The organism is Streptomyces sp. 6N223, assembly GCF_052246635.1.
In the GTDB taxonomy this organism is placed as follows: domain Bacteria; phylum Actinomycetota; class Actinomycetes; order Streptomycetales; family Streptomycetaceae; genus Streptomyces.
The window spans coordinates 19,611-37,557 of sequence record NZ_JBQQCA010000050.1; the positions used below are offsets into that span (position 1 = coordinate 19,611).

Here is a 17,947-nt window from a genome sequence, read left to right on the forward strand (position 1 = left end):
AGCGATGGCGAAGGACGAGGCGAAGCTTCTCGAACACCTGAAGTGGGTGACGGCAGAACTGCGTGACACCCGCCAGCGTCTGCGCGAAGCGGAGTCCGCGGAACCCGAGCCGATCGCGATCGTCGGTATGGCATGCCGTTTCCCCGGCGGGGTGCAGAGCCCGGACGACCTGTGGGATCTGGTGGCGGCCGAAGGCGAGGGGCTCAGCGAGTTTCCGGACAACCGCGGCTGGGATCTGGAGAATCTCTTCGATCCCGACCCGGACAGCCCGGGCACCAGTTATGTGCGGCACGGCGGTTTCCTGCACGGGGCCGGGGAGTTCGACGCGGGCTTCTTCGGCATTTCGCCGCGTGAGGCGGTGGCGATGGACCCCCAGCAGCGGCTGCTGCTGGAAACCGCCTGGGAAACCCTCGAAAACGCCGGGATCGACCCTCACAGCCTCGCGGGCAGCAACACGGGCGTCTATGCCGGCGTGACCGCGCAGGACTATTCGGTGCTCAGCGCCCTCGCCGGCAGCGAGGTGGAGGGCTATGCGCTCACGGGCAATCTCGCCTGCGTGGTGTCGGGGCGGGTGTCGTACGTGCTGGGGGCCGAGGGCCCGGCGGTGACGGTCGACACGGCGTGTTCCTCCTCGCTGGTGGCGATTCATTCGGCGGTGCAGGCCCTGCGCGGCGGCGAGTGCTCGCTGGCGCTGGCCGGCGGCGTGACGGTGATGGCCACGCCGGGCGCGTTCGTGGAGTTCTCGCGGCAGCGGGGGATGGCGGCGGACGGGCGGTGCAAGTCGTTCGCGGGCGCGGCCGACGGCGCCGGCTGGGGCGAGGGCGTGGGGTTGCTGCTGCTGGAGCGGCTGTCGGACGCGCGGCGCAACGGGCACCGGGTGCTCGCGGTGGTGCGGGGTTCGGCGATCAACCAGGACGGCGCGAGCAACGGGCTCACCGCGCCGAACGGTCCCTCGCAGCAGCGGGTGATCCGGCAGGCGCTGGCCAACGCCCAACTCTCGCCGTCGGACGTGGACGCGGTGGAGGCGCACGGCACGGGCACGACGCTGGGCGACCCGATCGAGGCCCAGGCGCTGCTGGCCACCTACGGTCAGGGACGGCCGCAGGACAGGCCCCTGCTGCTGGGGTCGGTGAAGTCGAACATCTCCCATACCCAGGCCGCCGCCGGTGTGGCGGGCGTCATCAAGATGGTGATGGCGATGCGGCACGGCGTGCTGCCGAGGACGCTGCACGTCGACGAGCCGACGCCGCACGTGGACTGGAACAGCGGCGCCGTCGAACTGCTCACGGAGGCGACCGCCTGGCCGGAGGGAGACCGTCCCCGGCGGGCGGGCGTCTCGGCGTTCGGCATCTCCGGCACCAACGCCCACGTGATCCTGGAGGAGGCGCCCCCGCCCCCGGAGGACGTGGACGCCGCCGAGCCGGCGCCGCTGGGCGGCGTGGTGCCGTGGGTGGTGTCGGCGCGGTCGGCCGAGGCGCTGCGGGCGCAGGCCGGGCGACTGGCGGAGCACGCGGCCGAGTCCGCCGCCGGCGTCGCGGAGGTCGGCTGGTCGCTGGTGGCCGGCCGGGCCATGCTCGACCAGCGTGCCGTCGTCGTCGGCCGGAGCCGTGAGGAGCTGCTGGCCGGCCTGAGGGACGTGGCCCAGAGTGTGCCGTCGGCCGGTGTGGTGAGCGGTGAGCCGGTCGCCGGTGGTGCGGGCCCGGTGCTGGTCTTCCCCGGCCAGGGCGGCCAGTGGCTGGGCATGGGTGTGGAGTTGCTCGACGCCTCGCCGGTGTTCGCGGCGCGGATCGCGGAGTGCGAGGCGGCGCTGGGGCCGTTCGTGGACTGGTCGCTGACCGGTGTGCTGCGGGGCGAGGACCCGGCGGACCCGGCGCGGGTGGACGTGGTGCAGCCGGTGCTGTGGGCGGTGATGGTGTCGCTGGCGGAGCTGTGGCGTTCCCACGGCGTCGAGCCCGCGGCCGTGGTGGGGCACTCGCAGGGCGAGATCGCCGCCGCCGTGGTCGCCGGGGCGCTCTCGCTCGAGGACGGCGCCCGGATCGTGGCGCTGCGCTCCCAGGCGCTGCGGGTGCTGTCGGGCCGGGGCGCGATGGCGTCGCTGGCCGTGGGCCTGGAGGAGGCCGAGGAGGCCATCGACGGCCGCGAGGGCGTCGTGGTCGCGGCGGTCAACGGGCCGGGCTCCACCGTGATCTCGGGTCCGCCGGAGGCCGTGGCCGAGGTGGTCGCGGGAGTCGAGGCGTCCGGGAGGCGGGCGCGGAGGATCGACGTGGACTACGCCTCCCACGGCCCGCAGGTCGACGACATCGCCGAGGACCTGATCGACCTGCTGGGGCAGGTGCGGCCGGTCGAGACGAACGTGGCGTTCTACTCGGCGGTGACCGGCGGCCGGGTGGAGCCCACCACGCTGGACGCGGCGTACTGGGTGACGAACCTGCGGCGTCAGGTGAAGTTCGCCGAGGCCGTGGCGGCGCTGCTGGCGGACGGCTTCCGGGTGCTGGTGGAGGCGAGCCCTCATCCGGTGCTGAGCCTGGGGATGCAGGAGACCGCGCAGGCGGCCGGGATCGCGGTGGCGACGGTGCCGACGCTCCAGCGGGACCAGGGGAGCCCGGGCCAGCTGGCGCGGGCCCTGGCGCAGGCGTTCGCCGCCGGGCTGCCGGTGGACTGGAAGGCCTGGTACGGCACCGGCACCGGCACCGGCACCGGCACGGGCTCCGACACGCCGGCCCCGCCCGTGCTGGAACTGCCCACCTACGCCTTCCAGCACCAGCACTACTGGCTGAAGCCCGGGACGTGGCCGGGCTCCCAGGAGAAGGGCTCCGAGGACGACGAGCGCTTCTGGAAGGCCGTTGAGGCGGGAGACCTCGCCGGACTCGGAGCGTCGATGGGCGTGGGCGAGGAAGCCGCGCAGCGGATGCTCGGCCCGGCGTTGCCGGTGCTGGCGGAGTGGCGCCAGCGCACGCGGGACCAGGCCCGGCTCGACGCCTGGCGCTACCGCACCGCCTGGTCCGCCGTCACCGGCCTGGACGCGACACCCCGGCTGAGCGGCAGGTGGCTGCTGGCCGTGCCCGAGACGCTCGTCGAGGACCCGGCGGTCACGATGGTCGCCCAGGCGCTCGAAAGCCACGGGGCGGCGTGCGCGATCCTCCCCCTGGCGGCGGGCGATCTGGCGCGCGGCCCGCTCGCCGAGCGGCTGGGGGAGGCGGAGGGCTGGCCCGAGGCCGCCGGCGTGATCAGCGCGCTGGGCCTCGACGAGGCCGCACACCCCGAGTACCCGCACGTGCCGGCCGGGCTGGCCGGCACGCTCGCCCTGGTGCAGGCGCTGGAGGACGTGGGCTTCGGCGGCCGCGTGTGGTGCGTCACGCGCGGCGGTGTCTCCGCCGGCGGCGACGGCCCGGTGAGCCCGCTCCAGGCGCAGGTGTGGGGTCTGGGCCGGGTCGCGGCGCTGGAGTACCCGAAGCGATGGGGCGGCCTCGTCGACCTCCCGGCGGAGGCGGGGATGGACGCGGAGATCGCGGGCCGGCTGGCCGCGGTGGTGGCCGACGGCACCGAGGACCAGGTGGCGCTGCGCGCGGAGGGCGCGCTGGGGCGCCGGCTGCGCCCGGCGCCGGAGGGCGCGCCGCCCGAGGAGTGGCGGATCGACGGGACGGTCGTGGTCACCGGCGGCACCAGCGGCGTCGGCGCCCGCGTCGCACGCTGGGTGGCGGAGCGGGGCGCGCGCCACGTGATCGTGGCCAGCCGCCGCGGCCCCGCCGCGCCGGATGCCGAGGCGCTGACGGCGGAGATCGAGGAACTGGGCGCCTCGCTGGACGTGGTGGCCTGCGACGTCACGGACCGCGACGAGGTGGCCGGGCTGCTGGCGCGGGTCCCGGACGAGCAGCCGCTGCGCGGGATCTTCCACGCGGCCGGCGTCGGGGACTACACGCCGCTGGGCGACCTGGACCCGGACCGGATGGCGCAGGTCACGGCGGCGAAGGTGGGCGGCGCGCGGTGGCTGGACGAGCTGACGCGTGACGCCGGGCTGTCGGCGTTCGTGATGTTCTCCTCCGGCGCGGCGAGCTGGGGCAGCGGCCAGCAGGGCGCGTACGCCGCCGCCAACGCGCATCTCGACGCCCTGGCCGAACGCCGCCGGGCCGAGGGCCTGCCGGCGCTGTCCGTGGCGTGGGGGCCGTGGGGCGAGACGGGCCTGGCGTCCGGCGACGCGGTGGCGTCCTTCTTCCGCAACCAGGGCCTGACGGCCATGGCGCCCGGGCTGGCGCTGCGGGTGCTGGGCGACGCCCTCGGCCGTGGCGAGACGACGCTGACGGTGGCCGACTTCGACTGGCGGCGGTTCGCCGCGACGTTCGCCGGGCGGCGCCGCAGCCGGCTGCTCGCCGAGATCCCCCAGGCCGCCGAGGCGCTGGAGGGGGAGACGCCCTCCGAGAACAGCCCGCTGCGCCAGCAGCTGGCGGCGGCCGCCCCCGAGCAGCGGCACCAGATACTCACCCAGCACGTCCGCGCCCTGGCCGCCAGCGTGCTCGGTCACGCCGGGCCGGACGCGGTCCCCGCGACGCAGCCCTTCTTCGAGATGGGCTTCGACTCGCTCACCGCCGTCGAGCTGCGCAACAAGCTCAGCTCCAGCGCCGGGATGCCGCTGCCCACCACCCTGATCTTCGACTATCCGACCGCGGACGACCTGGCCCGCTACGTGCTGGGGGAGATCTCCGGCGTGGAGGTGGCCGCCACCGGCACCGCCGGCGCGAGCGCCGCCCCCCGGGCCGGGGAGCCGGACGAGCCGATCGCGATCGTCGGGATGGCGTGCCGCTACCCGGGCGGCGTGAACAGCCCCGAGGAGCTCTGGGACCTCGTGGCCGAGGGCCGCGACGCGATCTCGGCGTTCCCGGCCGACCGCGGCTGGCGCCTCGACACGCTCTACGACCCCGACCCCGACCGCCCCGGCACCAGCTACGTGCGCGAGGGCGGATTCATCCACGACGCCGGGGAGTTCGACGCCGAATTCTTCGGGATCTCGCCGCGCGAGGCGGTGGCGACCGACCCGCAGCAGCGGCTGCTGCTGGAGACCGCCTGGGAGCTGTTCGAACGCGCCGGCATCGACCACGGCTCGCTGCGCGGCACCGACACCGGCGTGTACGTCGGCGCGACGCTCTACGACTACCTGTCGATCATCGGGATCTCCAGCGCCGACATGGAGGGGTACACCGGCACCGGCAACCTCGGGTGCGTGGCCTCGGGACGGGTGTCGTACGTGCTGGGGCTCGAGGGCCCGGCGGTGACGGTGGACACCGGGTGCTCCTCCTCGCTGGTGGCGATGCACTCGGCGATGCAGGCCCTGCGCGGCGGCGAGTGCTCGCTGGCGCTGGCCGGCGGCGTGACGGTGATGGCCACCCCGGGCGCGTTCGTGGAGTTCTCGCGGCAGCGGGGACTGGCGGCGGACGGCCGGTGCAAGTCGTTCGCGGCGAGCGCGGACGGCACGGGCTGGGGCGAGGGCGTCGGGCTGGTGCTGCTGGAGCGGCTGTCGGACGCGCGGCGCAACGGGCACCGGGTGCTCGCGGTGGTGCGCGGCTCGGCGATCAACCAGGACGGCGCCAGCAACGGGCTCACCGCGCCGAACGGCCCCTCGCAGCAGCGGGTGATCCGGCAGGCGCTGGCCAGCGCGAGCCTGTCGCCGCTGGACGTGGACGCCGTGGAGGCGCACGGCACGGGCACCACCCTCGGAGACCCGATCGAGGCCCAGGCGGTGCTCGCGACCTACGGCCAGGGGCGCCCGGCGGAGCGGCCGCTGTGGCTGGGGTCGATCAAGTCGAACATCTCCCACACCCAGGCCGCCGCCGGTGTGGCGGGCGTCATCAAGATGGTGATGGCGATGCGGCACGGCGTGCTGCCGAGGACGCTGCACGTCGACGAGCCGACGCCGCACGTGGACTGGAACAGCGGCGCCGTCGAACTGCTCGCCGACGCGGTGCCGTGGCCGGAGGCGGACCGTCCCCGGCGGGCGGGCGTCTCGGCGTTCGGCATCTCCGGCACCAACGCCCACGTGATCGTGGAGCAGGTTCCCGAGGAGCCGGAGCCGGAGCCGGAGGCCCCGGCGACCGAGCCCGCTCCGGCACCGGTGGGCGGCGTGGTGCCGTGGGTGGTGTCGGCGCGGTCGGCCGAGGCGCTGCGGGCGCAGGCCGGGCGGCTGGCGGAGTACGCCCCGGAGTCCGGCGCCGGCGTTGCGGAGGTCGGCTGGTCGCTGGTGGCCGGCCGGGCGGCCCTGGAGCACCGGGCCGTGGTCGTGGGCGAGGACCGGGAGGACCTGGTCGCCGGACTGCGGGCGCTGGCGGATGACGAGCCGTCCGGCGCCGTGGTCAGCGGCGAGCCGGTGGGCGACGGAGCCGGCCCGGTGCTGGTCTTCCCCGGCCAGGGCGGCCAGTGGCTGGGCATGGGTGTGGAGTTGCTCGACGCCTCGCCGGTGTTCGGGGCGCGGATCGCGGAGTGCGAGGCGGCGCTGGGGCCGTTCGTGGACTGGTCGCTGACCGGTGTGCTGCGGGGCGAGGACCCGGCGGACCCGGCGCGGGTGGACGTGGTGCAGCCGGTGCTGTGGGCGGTGATGGTCTCCCTGGCCGCCGTGTGGGAGGCGTACGGGGTGCGGCCCGCCGCGGTGGTGGGGCACTCCCAGGGCGAGATCGCCGCGGCCGTCGTGTCGGGCGCCCTCTCGCTCGAGGACGGCGCCCGCGTCGTGGCGCTGCGCTCCCAGGCGCTGCGGGTGCTGTCGGGCCGGGGCGCGATGGCGTCGCTGGCCGTGGGCCTGGAGGAGGCCGAGGAGGCCATCGACGGCCGCGAGGGCGTCGTGGTCGCGGCGGTCAACGGGCCGGGTGCCACGGTGATCTCGGGCCCGCCCGAGGCGGTGGCCGAGGTGGTCGCGGCCGTGGAGGCGTCCGGTGGGCGGGCGCGGAGGATCGACGTGGACTACGCCTCCCACGGCCCGCAGGTCGACGACATCGCCGAGGACATCCTCGCGCTGCTGGGGGAGATCAAGCCCCTCGGCACCGGCGTGGCGTTCTACTCGGCGGTGACCGGCGGCCGCGTGGAGACCACCACGCTGGACGCGGCGTACTGGGTGACCAACCTGCGCAGCCAGGTGCGGTTCGCCGCCGCGGTGGAGGCGCTGCTGACCGACGGGTACCGGGTGCTGGTCGAGGCCAGCCCCCATCCGGTGCTGAGCCTGGGGATGCAGGACACCGCGCAGGCGACGGGCGTTCCGGTGGCCACCGTGCCCACCCTGCAGCGCGACCAGGGCGGCCCGGGCCAGCTGGCGCGGGCCCTGGCCCAGGCGTTCGCCGCCGGGCTGCCGGTGGACTGGAAGGCGTGGTTCGGCATCGACGCCGACGCCACCCGCCCGCCCCTGGTCGACCTGCCCACCTACCCGTTCCAGCACCAGCACTTCTGGATCGACCCCGCCACCCTCGGCGGCATCGCCGACGTCCGGGGCCTGGGCCTGGCCTCCGCCGGCCACCCGCTGCTCGGCGCCGCCGTGCGGGTCGCCGAGAGCGAGGAGGTCGTGCTGACGGGCCTGATCTCCACCACCAGCCAGCCCTGGCTGGCCGACCACTCCGTGGCCGGCGCTGTGTTCCTGCCCGGCACCGCGTTCGTGGACCTGGCCGTGCGCGCGGGCGACGAGGTCGGCTGCGACCGCGTCGAGGAGCTGGTACTCGAAGCCCCCCTCGTCCTCCCCGAGGACGGCGCCCTCCAGCTCCAGCTCGTCGTCTCCGCGCCGGGCGAGGACGGCAGCCGCGCCTTCTCCCTCCACGCGCGTCCCGCCGCCGGCGGCGACGACGCCGACCGGCCGTGGACGCGGCACGCGAGCGGCACCCTCACCACCGGCGCCCGCCCGGACGACTCCGACGTCGACTTCGCCCAGTGGCCCCCGGCCAACGCCGAGCCGCTGCCCCTGGAGGGCCACTACGACGCGCTGGAGGAGGCGGGCTACGCCTACGGCCCGGCGTTCCGCGGCCTGCGGGCCGCCTGGCGGCGCGGCGACGAGATGTACGCCGAGGTGGCGCTCGCCGACGAACTCGCAGGCGACGCCGAGAGGTACGGCCTGCACCCCGCCCTGCTGGACGCCGCGCTCCAGGCCGGCGGCGTCGGGAGGGGCGGCGGGCAGATGCTGCTGCCGTTCGCCTGGAGCGGCGTGTCGCTGTACGCCACCGGCGCCTCCGCGCTCCGCGTCCGCATGGCGCCCCACGGCGACGGGGTGTCCCTGAGCGTCGCGGACTCCTCGGGCTACCTCGTCGCCTCAGCCGAGGCCGTGGTCTCCCGCCCGGTCTCACCGGAGCAGCTGCGCCGGGCCGGCGCCGAGCACGACTCGCTCTACCGCATCGAGTGGACCTCCGCCGAGCCCAGGACGGAGGTGCTCGCCGGCCGCTCCTGGAGCGTGGTGGGCGCGGACGGCCTGGGCATCGCGGACGCGCTGGAGCGCGCCGGGCACCCCGTCCGCACCATGGCGGACCTCGACGAGGTGGCCCGGTCGGTCGACGACGGCACGCCCCTGGCCGACCTGCTGGTGCTGCCCTGCGCACCCCTCGCCGACGGACCCGGCGAGGCCGACCCCGCACTCGCCGAAGCGGTCCACGACGAGACCGAGCGGCTCCTCGGCGTCATCCAGCGCTGGCTCACGGACGAGCGGTTCGCCGACTCCCGGCTGGCGCTGGTGACCCGCGGCGCCCAGTCGACGGCCGCCGGGGAGGGCGTCACCGACCTGGTGCACGCCCCGGTGTGGGGCCTGGTGCGCTCCGCGCAGATCGAGAGCCTGGACCGGCTCGTGCTGGTCGACCTGGACGGTGCCGCAGGCTCCGGCCAGGCGGCGGCGCCGCTGCCCGGCGCGCTCGCCGTCGCGCTCGGGGACGGCGAGCCGCAGATGGCGGTGCGCGACGGCCGCGTGGTCGTCCCGCGCGTGGCCCGCATCGGCCGGGACACCGCCCTCACCCCGCCGGACCTGCCCGGCTGGCGCCTGGAGGCCACCGGCCCCGACTCCGCGCACGGCCTCGCCCCGGTGCCCCGTCCCGAGGCGACCGGGCCGCTGGAGCACGGCCAGGTCCGCATCGCGGTGCGGGCCGCCGGCCTCACCCTCCAGGACGTCCTCGCCCACCAGGGCAGCCTTACCGGCCCGGTTGCCGGCCCGGAGCGCGAGGCCCTGGGCGGCGAGGGAGCCGGCGTCGTCGTCGAGACCGGACCCGGCGTCACCGGGCTCGCGCCCGGCGACCGCGTGATGGGCGTCTTCCCCGGCGCGTTCGGACCGCTCGCCGTCGCCGACCAGGGCAGCGTCGTTCCCGTCCCCGACGGCTGGTCCTACGCCCGCGCCGCCGCCGTGCCCCTGGCGTTCCTCACCGCCTCCCACTGCCTCACCGAGCTGGCCCGGCTCCGCGAGGGCGACGTGGTGCTCGTCCACGCGGGCGCCGGCGGCGTCGGCATGGCCGCCGTGCAGGTGGCCCGGCACCGGGGGGCGGAGGTCTTCGCCACCGCCGGCGAGAGCGAGTGGAACGCCCTGCGCGCCCTCGGCCTCGACGACGACCACCTCGCCCCCTCCCACGCCCCCGACATCGAGGAGCGGGTGCGCGCCGCCACCGGGGGCCGGGGCGTCGACGTGGTGCTGAACGCCCACGCCTCCCTCGCCGGGGAGTTCGTGGACGCCTCGCTGCGCCTGCTGCGCGACGGCGGCCGGTTCGTGGAACTGGGCGGCGCCGACATCCGCGATCCCGGACAGGTGGCCGCCGCCCACCCGGGCGTCAGCTACCAGGCGTTCACCGGCACCGGCCCGCAGCGGCCGGGCGCCGTCCTCGCCGAGGTCGTGGACCTCCTGCGGCGGGGCGAGCTGCGTCACCTCCCCCTCCGCACCTGGGACCTGCGGTTCGCCCCCGAGGCCTTCCGGCACGTGAGCCAGGCCCGGCACGCCGGCAAGGTCGTGCTGACCCTGCCGGCGCCCCTCGACCCCGAGGGCACGGTGCTGGTCACCGGCGGCACCGGCACGATCGGCGGCATGCTGGCCCGCCACCTCATCAGCACCCACGGCGTCCGCCACCTGCTGCTGACCAGCCGGCGGGGCGCCGACGCGCCCGGCGCGGCCGCGCTGCGCGAGGAACTGGCCGCCCTGGGGGCGGAGGTGACCATCGCCGCCGCCGACGCCGCCGACCGCGAGTCCCTGGCGGCGCTGCTGGCGGGCGTCCCCGCCGAGCACCCGCTGACGGCCGTCATCCACGCCGCCGGCGTGGTGGACGACGGCACCGTGCCCTCCCTGACGGCCGAACAGCTGCACGCCGTGCTGCGGCCCAAGGTGGACGCGGCGGTCAACCTGCACCAGATGACCCTCGGCGAGGATCTCGCGGCGTTCGTGCTGTTCTCCTCGACGGGCGGCCCGGCCGGCGCCGCCGGCCAGGGCAACTACGCGGCGTCGAACGCCTTCCTCGACGCCCTCGCCCAGGACCGGCGCGCCGCCGGGCTGCCCGCCCAGTCGCTCGCCTGGGGCCACTGGGAGCGGACCACCGGCATCACCGGCGCCCTGGAGGAGCGCGACATCGCCCGCATGGAGCGTTCCGGCGTCCGGGGCATGTCGTCCGAGGAGGGCCTGGCCCTGTTCGACGCGGCCGGGCAGCGGCCCGAGAGCCTGCTGTTCCCCGCCCACCTCGACCTGGAGGCGCTGCGGAACCTCGCCGGCGCCCAGATGCTGCCGCGCATCCTCAGCGGCCTGGTGAGGACGGCACCCGCCCGCCGCGCCACCGCGGCGGCGCGGCCCGAATCCGGCGGCGCCTCGTCGATGGCGGAGCGCCTGGCGGGCATGTCCGCCGCCGAGCAGAGCCGCACCCTGCTGGAGCTCGTACGCCGCAACGTGGCGGCCGTGATCGGGCTCGGCGACTCCCGCGCGGTCGACCCGGCGCGGCCCTTCAAGGAGATCGGGTTCGACTCGCTGACCGCGGTGGAGCTGCGCAACCGGCTCAGCCAGGCCACCGGCATCAAGCTCCCCCCCACCCTCGTCTTCGACATCCCCACCCCCGCGCTGCTCGCCGAGCACCTGCGGGAGCAGCTGGTCTCCCAGGGACCGAGCGGGTCCGAGGTCCTGATCCGGGAGCTCGACCGGCTGGAGGACCACGTTGACCTGCTCGCCGACGAAGAGGAGCGGAACGCCGTGACGGCCCGGCTGGAGGCGCTGCTGGCGCGGTGCCGCCAGAACCCCGCCGCCGGGAACGGCAACGGCGTCGGGGACCGGCTCCAGGACGCCTCGGCCGACGAAGTGCTGCAGTTCATCGACTCCCACCTGGGAATGGCCTGAAAGAGGACCGCCATGGCGAACCAGGAACAACTGGTCGACTACCTCAAGCGGGTGGCGACCGACCTGCACGACACCCAGCAGCGCCTCCGAGAGGTGGAGGCCAGGGACCGGCAACCGATCGCGATCGTCGGCATGGCCTGCCGGTACCCGGGCGGGGCTGACACGCCGGAGGCCCTGTGGGAGCTGGTGGCCGAGGGCCGCGACGTGGTCTCCCCCGTCCCCGACGACCGGGGCTGGGACCTGAGCATGTTCAACGACTCCAGGGAGGTCGGCACCAGCCACGTGCGCGAGGGCGGCTTCGTGCACGAACTCGCCGACTTCGACGCCGACTTCTTCGACATCAACCCGCGCGAGGCGCTGGCGATGGACCCCCAGCAGCGCCTGCTGCTGGAGACCTCCTGGGAGGCCGTCGAGCGCGCCCGCATCGACATATCCACCCTGCGCGGCAGCCAGACCGGCGTCTACGTCGGCGGCAGCACGGTCTACTACGGCGGCAACGCCGCCCACGCGCCCGAGGACGTCGCCGGCTACCTGGCCACCGGCCTGGGGTCGAGCTCCATGTCGGGCCGCATCTCCTACACCTTCGGCCTCGAAGGCCCCTCCTTCACCGTCGACACCGCCTGCTCCTCCTCCCTGGTCGCCCTGCACCTGGGGGTCCAGGCGCTGCGCAAGGGCGAGTGCTCCCTGGCGCTGGTCGGCGGCGTGTGCGCGATGCCGACGCCCGGCACCTTCCTGGAGTTCAGCAAGCTGAACGGCCTGGCCGCGGACGGCCGGTGCAAGGCGTACGCGGCCGCCGCCGACGGCTTCGGCCCCGGCGAGGGCGCGGGCGTCCTGCTCGTGGAACGCCTGGCGGACGCCGAACGCCACGGCCACCCGGTGCTGGCCGTCATCCGCGGCACCGCGATCAACCAGGACGGCGCCTCCAACGGCCTGACCGCGCCGCACGGACCCGCCCAGGAACGCGTCATCCACCAGGCGCTGGCCGACGCCCAGCTGACCCCCCGCGACATCGACGTGGTCGAGGGGCACGGCACCGGCACCTCGCTGGGCGACCCCATCGAGGCGCAGGCGCTGATCGCCGCCTACGGCAGCAGGCGCGCGGACGGCCGCCCGCTGTGGCTCGGCTCGGTCAAGTCCAACATCGGGCACACCCAGGCCGCCGCCGGCATGGCCGGGGTGATCAAGATGGTGCACGCCCTGCGGGAGGGCGTGCTGCCGCGCACCCTGCACGTGGACGAGCCAACGCCCAAGGTGGACTGGTCCGAGGGCACCGTGCGGGTGCTGACCGAGGAGCGGCCCTGGCCGGAGACGGGCAACCCGCGCCGGGTCGGCGTCTCCTCCTTCGGCATGAGCGGCACCAACACCCACGTCATCCTCGAACAGGCCCCGCCGCCCGCAGCCGGAGAGCAGGCCGGAGAGCAGGCCGGAGAGCAGGCCGGGGAGCAGGCCGAGGGGCCCGGCACCGCCGAGGCGCCGGTGATCCCGTGGCTGGTCTCCGGGCGCGGCGAGGCGGCGCTGCGGGCACAGGCCGCCCGGCTGCGGGACTTCCTCGCCGAGCGGCCGGACACCAGCCCGACCCGCGTCGGATACGCCCTGGCCGGCACGCGCGCCCCGCAGTCGCACCGCGCCGCCGTCGTCGCCACCGACCGCGACGCCCTCCTCGCCGGGCTGGACTCGCTGGCCGAGGGCAACCCCGCCGGCCACGTCGTCACCGGCGCGCCGTGCCCCGGCGAGACGGCGTTCGTCTTCCCCGGCCAGGGCTCGCAGTGGCTCGGCATGGCCCTCGCGCTCGCCGACGCCTCCCCGGTGTTCGCCGAGCACTTCCGCCGCTGCGCCGACGCCGTGGAGCAGTACACCGACTACAGCGTGGAGTCGGTGCTGCGCGCCGAGCCGGGCGCCCCGGCCCTGGAGCGGGTGGACGTCGTGCAGCCCGTGCTGTGGGTCGTGATGGTGGCCCTGGCCGAGCTGTGGCGCTCCCACGGCGTGGAACCGGCGGCCGTCGTGGGCCACTCCCAGGGCGAGATCGCGGCCGCCTGCGTCGCGGGCGTGCTGTCGGTCGAGGACGCGGCCCGCGTCGTGGCGCTGCGCTCGCAGGCCCTGCGCGAGCTGTCGGGACGCGGCGGCATGGCCTCCGTGCCGCAGCCCGCCGAACGGGTCGAGAAGCACCTGGAGCGCTGGGACGGCCGCCTGAGCGTGGCCGCCGTCAACGGCCCCTCCTCGACCGTCGTCTCCGGCGACGCCGACGCCCTCGACGAGCTGCTCGCGGGCTACGAGGCCGACGGCGTGCGCGCCAAGCGCGTCCCCGTGGACTACGCCTCGCACTGCGCCCACGTCGACGCGCTGCGCGACACGCTGCTCCAGGCCCTGTCGGGCATCGAGCCGCGGACCGGCTCCGTCCCGGTGTACTCGACCGTCACCGGGCGCCGCATCGACGGCACCGAGATGGACGCCACCTACTGGTTCACCAACCTCCGCCGGCAGGTGAGGCTCGACCAGGCCACCCAGGCGCTGCTCGACGACGGGCACAGCGTGTTCATCGAGTGCAGCCCGCACCCCGTCCTCACCATCGGCCTGCAGGAGACCATGGAGGAGTCGGGCGTCAACGCCACCGCGCTGGGCACCCTGCGCCGCGACGAGGGCGGCTGGGACCGCTTCCTCACGGCGCTGGCGCAGGCCCACGTCCACGGCGTCCCGGTCGCCTGGGACCGGGTGTTCCCCGACGGCACCACCCCCGCCGACCTGCCCACCTACGCCTTCCAGCGCAGGCGTTTCTGGCTGTACGCCACCGACGACGGCGCCGGCGACCCCGAGGGGCTCGGCCTCGCGCCGGCCGCCCACCCGCTGCTGGGGGCCGTCACCGTCCTCGCCGAAGGCGACGAGGTCGTCCTGACCGGCCGGCTCGGCCTGGACAGCCACCCGTGGCTGGCCGACCACGCGGTCGCGGGCGCGGTGCTGGTGCCCGGCGCCGTGTTCGTGGAGCTGGCCATCAGGGCCGGCGACGAGGTGGGCTGCGAGCTGCTGGAGGAACTGGTGCTGGCCAGCCCGCTGGTCCTCCCCGAGCAGGGCGGCGTCCACCTCCAGCTCGTGGTGGGCCGCCCCGACGCGGACGGCCGCCGCGAGCTGAGCGTGTACGCCCGCCCCGCCGGGACCGACGAGCCGTGGGTGCTGCACGTCAGCGGCACGCTGGCGCCCGGCCCGGCCGGCGAGCCGTTCGACCTCGCCCAGTGGCCGCCCGCGGGCGCCGAGCCGGTGTCCGTGGAAGGCTGCTACGACCGGCTCGCCGAGGGCGGCTACGGCTACGGCCCCTCCTTCCGCGGCCTGCGCGCGGTCTACCGCCGCGAGACCGAGATCTTCGCCGAGGTCGTCCTCCCGGAGGAACAGCGCGGCCAGGCCGCCGCGTTCGGCATCCACCCGGCCCTGCTGGACGCCGCGCTGCACCCCAGCGGCCTGCCCGAGGTGCGCGGCGGCCAGGGCCGGATGGCGCTGCCGTTCGCCTGGAACGGCGTGTCGCTGGCCGCCTCCGGCGCCGAACTGCTGCGCGTGCGGCTCGCCCCCGCCGGCGACGACGCGCTGTCCGTCCGCGCCACCGACGCCTCGGGACACCCGGTGCTCGCCATCGACTCCCTGGTGGCGCGGCCGTTCGACGCCTCACAGCTCCACGACGCCGCCGGCCAGGGCGGCGCCTCGCTGCTGCGCGTGGCGTACGCCCCCCTGACCCGCCCCGGGACCGAGCCGGACGCCGGCGCCGGCCTCGCCGCCGCGTGGGCCGCGGTCGGCGCGGGCGCCGCACCCACCCGCTACGGCGCGCGCGGCTTCCGCGACCTGGACGCGCTGGCCGCCGCCGTGGACGAGGGCTTCCCCCTCCCGCCGGTGACCCTGCTGCCGTGCGACCCGGCGCCCGAGGCCGCCTCCGAGGACTCCTCCACGGACGCCGCCGACGCCGCCGGCATCCCCGGCGCGGTGCGCCGCCGGCTGGGGGAGGTGCTGCACACCGTGCAGCGGTGGCTGGCCGACGACCGGTTCGCCGCCTCGCGGCTGGCGGTGGTCACCCGGGGCGCGGTCGCCGCCGCCGAGGGCGAGGACGTCGCCGACCTGGTGAACGCCCCCGTGTGGGGCCTGATCCGCTCCGCACAGTCCGAACACCCCGACCGGCTCGCGCTGGTGGACCTGGACGGGGACGAGCTGCCGGATGCCGCCGCCGCCGCGGTGGCATCCGGCGAGGCGCGGATCGTCGTCCGCGACGGGACCGTCCGCGCCCCCGGCCTGGTCCCCGTCACCCCCGGCGACGCCACCCTGGCCCTCCCCGACGGGCCCCGGTGGCGGCTGGACGTCACCGGCCCCGGCACGCTGGACAACGTGGGCCTGGCGGCGGCGGAGGAGGAGCCGGAGCCACTGGCGCCCGGCCAGGTCCGCCTCGCCGTCCGCGCCGCGGGCGTCAACTTCCGCGACGTGCTGATCGTGCTCGGCATGTACCCGGGCGACGCGGCGTTCCGCGGCAGCGAGGGCGCGGGCGTGGTGGTCGAGGCGGCCGGGGACGTGACCTCGGTGGCCGTCGGCGACCGCGTGATGGGCCTGTTCCAGGGCGCCTTCGGCTCGACCGCCGTGGCGGACGCCCGCACCCTCGTGCCCGTCCCGCCCGGCTGGAGCGACGAGCAGGCCGCGGCCGTGCCCATCGCGTTCGTGACCGCCTGGCACGGGCTGGTGGACCTCGCCGGCCTCACGGCGGGCGAGAAGGTCCTCATCCACGCCGCGGCCGGCGGCGTGGGCACGGCGGCCGTGCAGATCGCCCGCCACCTCGGCGCCGAGGTGTACGCCACCGCCAGCCCCGGCAAGCACCACGTGCTGGAGGCCATGGGCATCGACGCCGACCACCGCGCCTCCTCCCGCGACCTCGCCTTCGAGGAGGCCTTCCCCGCCGTCGACGTCGTCCTCAACAGCCTCACCGGCGAGTTCACCGACGCGTCCCTCCGCCTCCTCGGCGAGGGCGGCCGGTTCATCGAGCTGGGGCTGACCGACCTCCGCGATCCCGAACAGCTCGCCGCGACGGCCTCCGGTGTCCGCTACCACGTCCTGGACCTGGGAGCACCGGGCGAGGACGGCATCGGCCGCATGCTGACCGAGATCCTGGGCCGCTTCGGGGACGGCGGGCTGAGCCACCCGGCGGCGCGCGTCTTCGACATACGCCGGGCGCGCGACGCGTTCCGCCTCATGAGCCGGGCCGCGCACGTCGGGAAGATCGTGCTGACCCACCCCCGGACCCTCGACCCGGACGGCACGGTCCTGGTCACCGGCGGCACCGGCACCCTGGGCGCCCTGGTCGCCCGCCACCTCGTGACCCGCCACGGAGTACGCCACCTGCTGCTGACCAGCCGCCAGGGCATCGAGGCCCCAGGCGCCGCCGCCCTGCGGGACGACCTCGCCGAGCTGGGCTCGGACGTGACCATCGAGGCCTGCGACGTCGCCGACCGCGGCCGGCTCGCCGAGGTGCTGGCCGGGATCCCCGCGGCACACCCGCTGACCGGCGTGGTGCACTGCGCCGGTGTCCTCGACAACGGCATGGTCGACGCGCTGACCGACGAGCGGCTGGCCGTGGTGCTGCGCCCGAAGGCCGACGCGGCCTGGAACCTCCACGAGCTCACCCGGGACGCCGACCTGGCGATGTTCGTCCTGTTCTCCTCCGTCGTCGGCGTGAACGGCAACCCGGCGCAGGCCAACTATGCCGCCGCCAGCGCCTTCGTGGACGCCCTGGCCCAGCACCGCCAGGCCCACGGGCTGCCCGGCCAGTCCCTGGCCTGGGGCATGTGGGAGGAGACCAGCCGCCTCACCGGTCAGCTGGACGACGGCGACCTCAAGCGCATCGCCCAGGCCGGCATGCTCCCGCTGTCCACCGAGCAGGCCCTGGCGCTCCTCGACCGCTCGCACGCCCTCGGCGAGGCGCTGCTGATCCCGATCCGGCAGGCAGCCGCGTCCCGGGGCGGGGCGGCGGCCGGCCGCGCCAGGAGCCGGCGGGTGGCCGACAGCGGCGCCGCCGCCTCGGGCGGCCCGTCGCTGGCGGAGCGGATCGCCGCCCTGCCGGAGGCCGAGCGCGACGGCTACGTGCTGGACGCGGTGTGCGCGCAGATGGCGGCCGTCCTCGGTCACGACTCGGCCGACGAGATCGCGCCCGACCGGACGTTCAAGGAGCTGGGCTTCGACTCGCTCACCGCCGTCGAGCTGCGCAACCGGCTCGCCGCCGCGACCGGCCTGCGGCTGCCCGCCACGCTCGTCTTCGACTTCCCCCACCCGCAGGCGCTCGCCCAGCACCTGCGCGCGCAGCTCGCGCCGCCCGCCGGAGCCCCGGAGCCGACGGACTCCGCGCAGTCCACGGAGCCCACGGAGCCCACGAGGCCCACGGCTCCCCCGGAGCCCTCCGAGCCCACGGAGGCGGGATCCGCCGGTCAGGCCGACGAGAGCCAGGTCCGGCAGATGCTGGCGACCATCCCGCTGCGGCGCCTGGAGCAGGCCGGCCTGCTGGAGGCGTTGCTGCGGCTGGGCGAGGCGACGGCCGAGGACGCCGGGGCCGCCCCGGGCGAGGACGCGGCCGACATCGCCTCGATGGACCTGGAGCAGCTGGTGAACGTGGCCCTGCGAAGCGATGAGTCCTGACGTGCG

General features: G+C 76.1%; 2 protein-coding genes. Both read left to right on the top strand.

From position 1 onward, the window contains the following. Window positions 1–46: 46 nt before the first annotated feature. Window positions 47–11,296, top strand: a complete 11,250-nt coding sequence (locus tag ACTWQH_RS25435) for a type I polyketide synthase (protein WP_443289080.1) — start codon at window positions 47–49, stop codon at window positions 11,294–11,296. A gap of 12 nt (window positions 11,297–11,308) precedes the next feature. Then, complete coding sequence (locus ACTWQH_RS25440; protein ID WP_443289066.1) at window positions 11,309–17,941, top strand: SDR family NAD(P)-dependent oxidoreductase; 6,633 nt, start codon at window positions 11,309–11,311, stop codon at window positions 17,939–17,941. The last annotated feature ends 6 nt before the right edge of the window (window positions 17,942–17,947 follow it).

Bases quoted from the DNA above. Each gene is read 5' to 3' on its own strand.
- ACTWQH_RS25440 (WP_443289066.1), top strand. From the start codon at position 11,309: ATGGCGAACCAGGAACAACTGGTCGACTACCTCAAGCGGGTGGCGACC.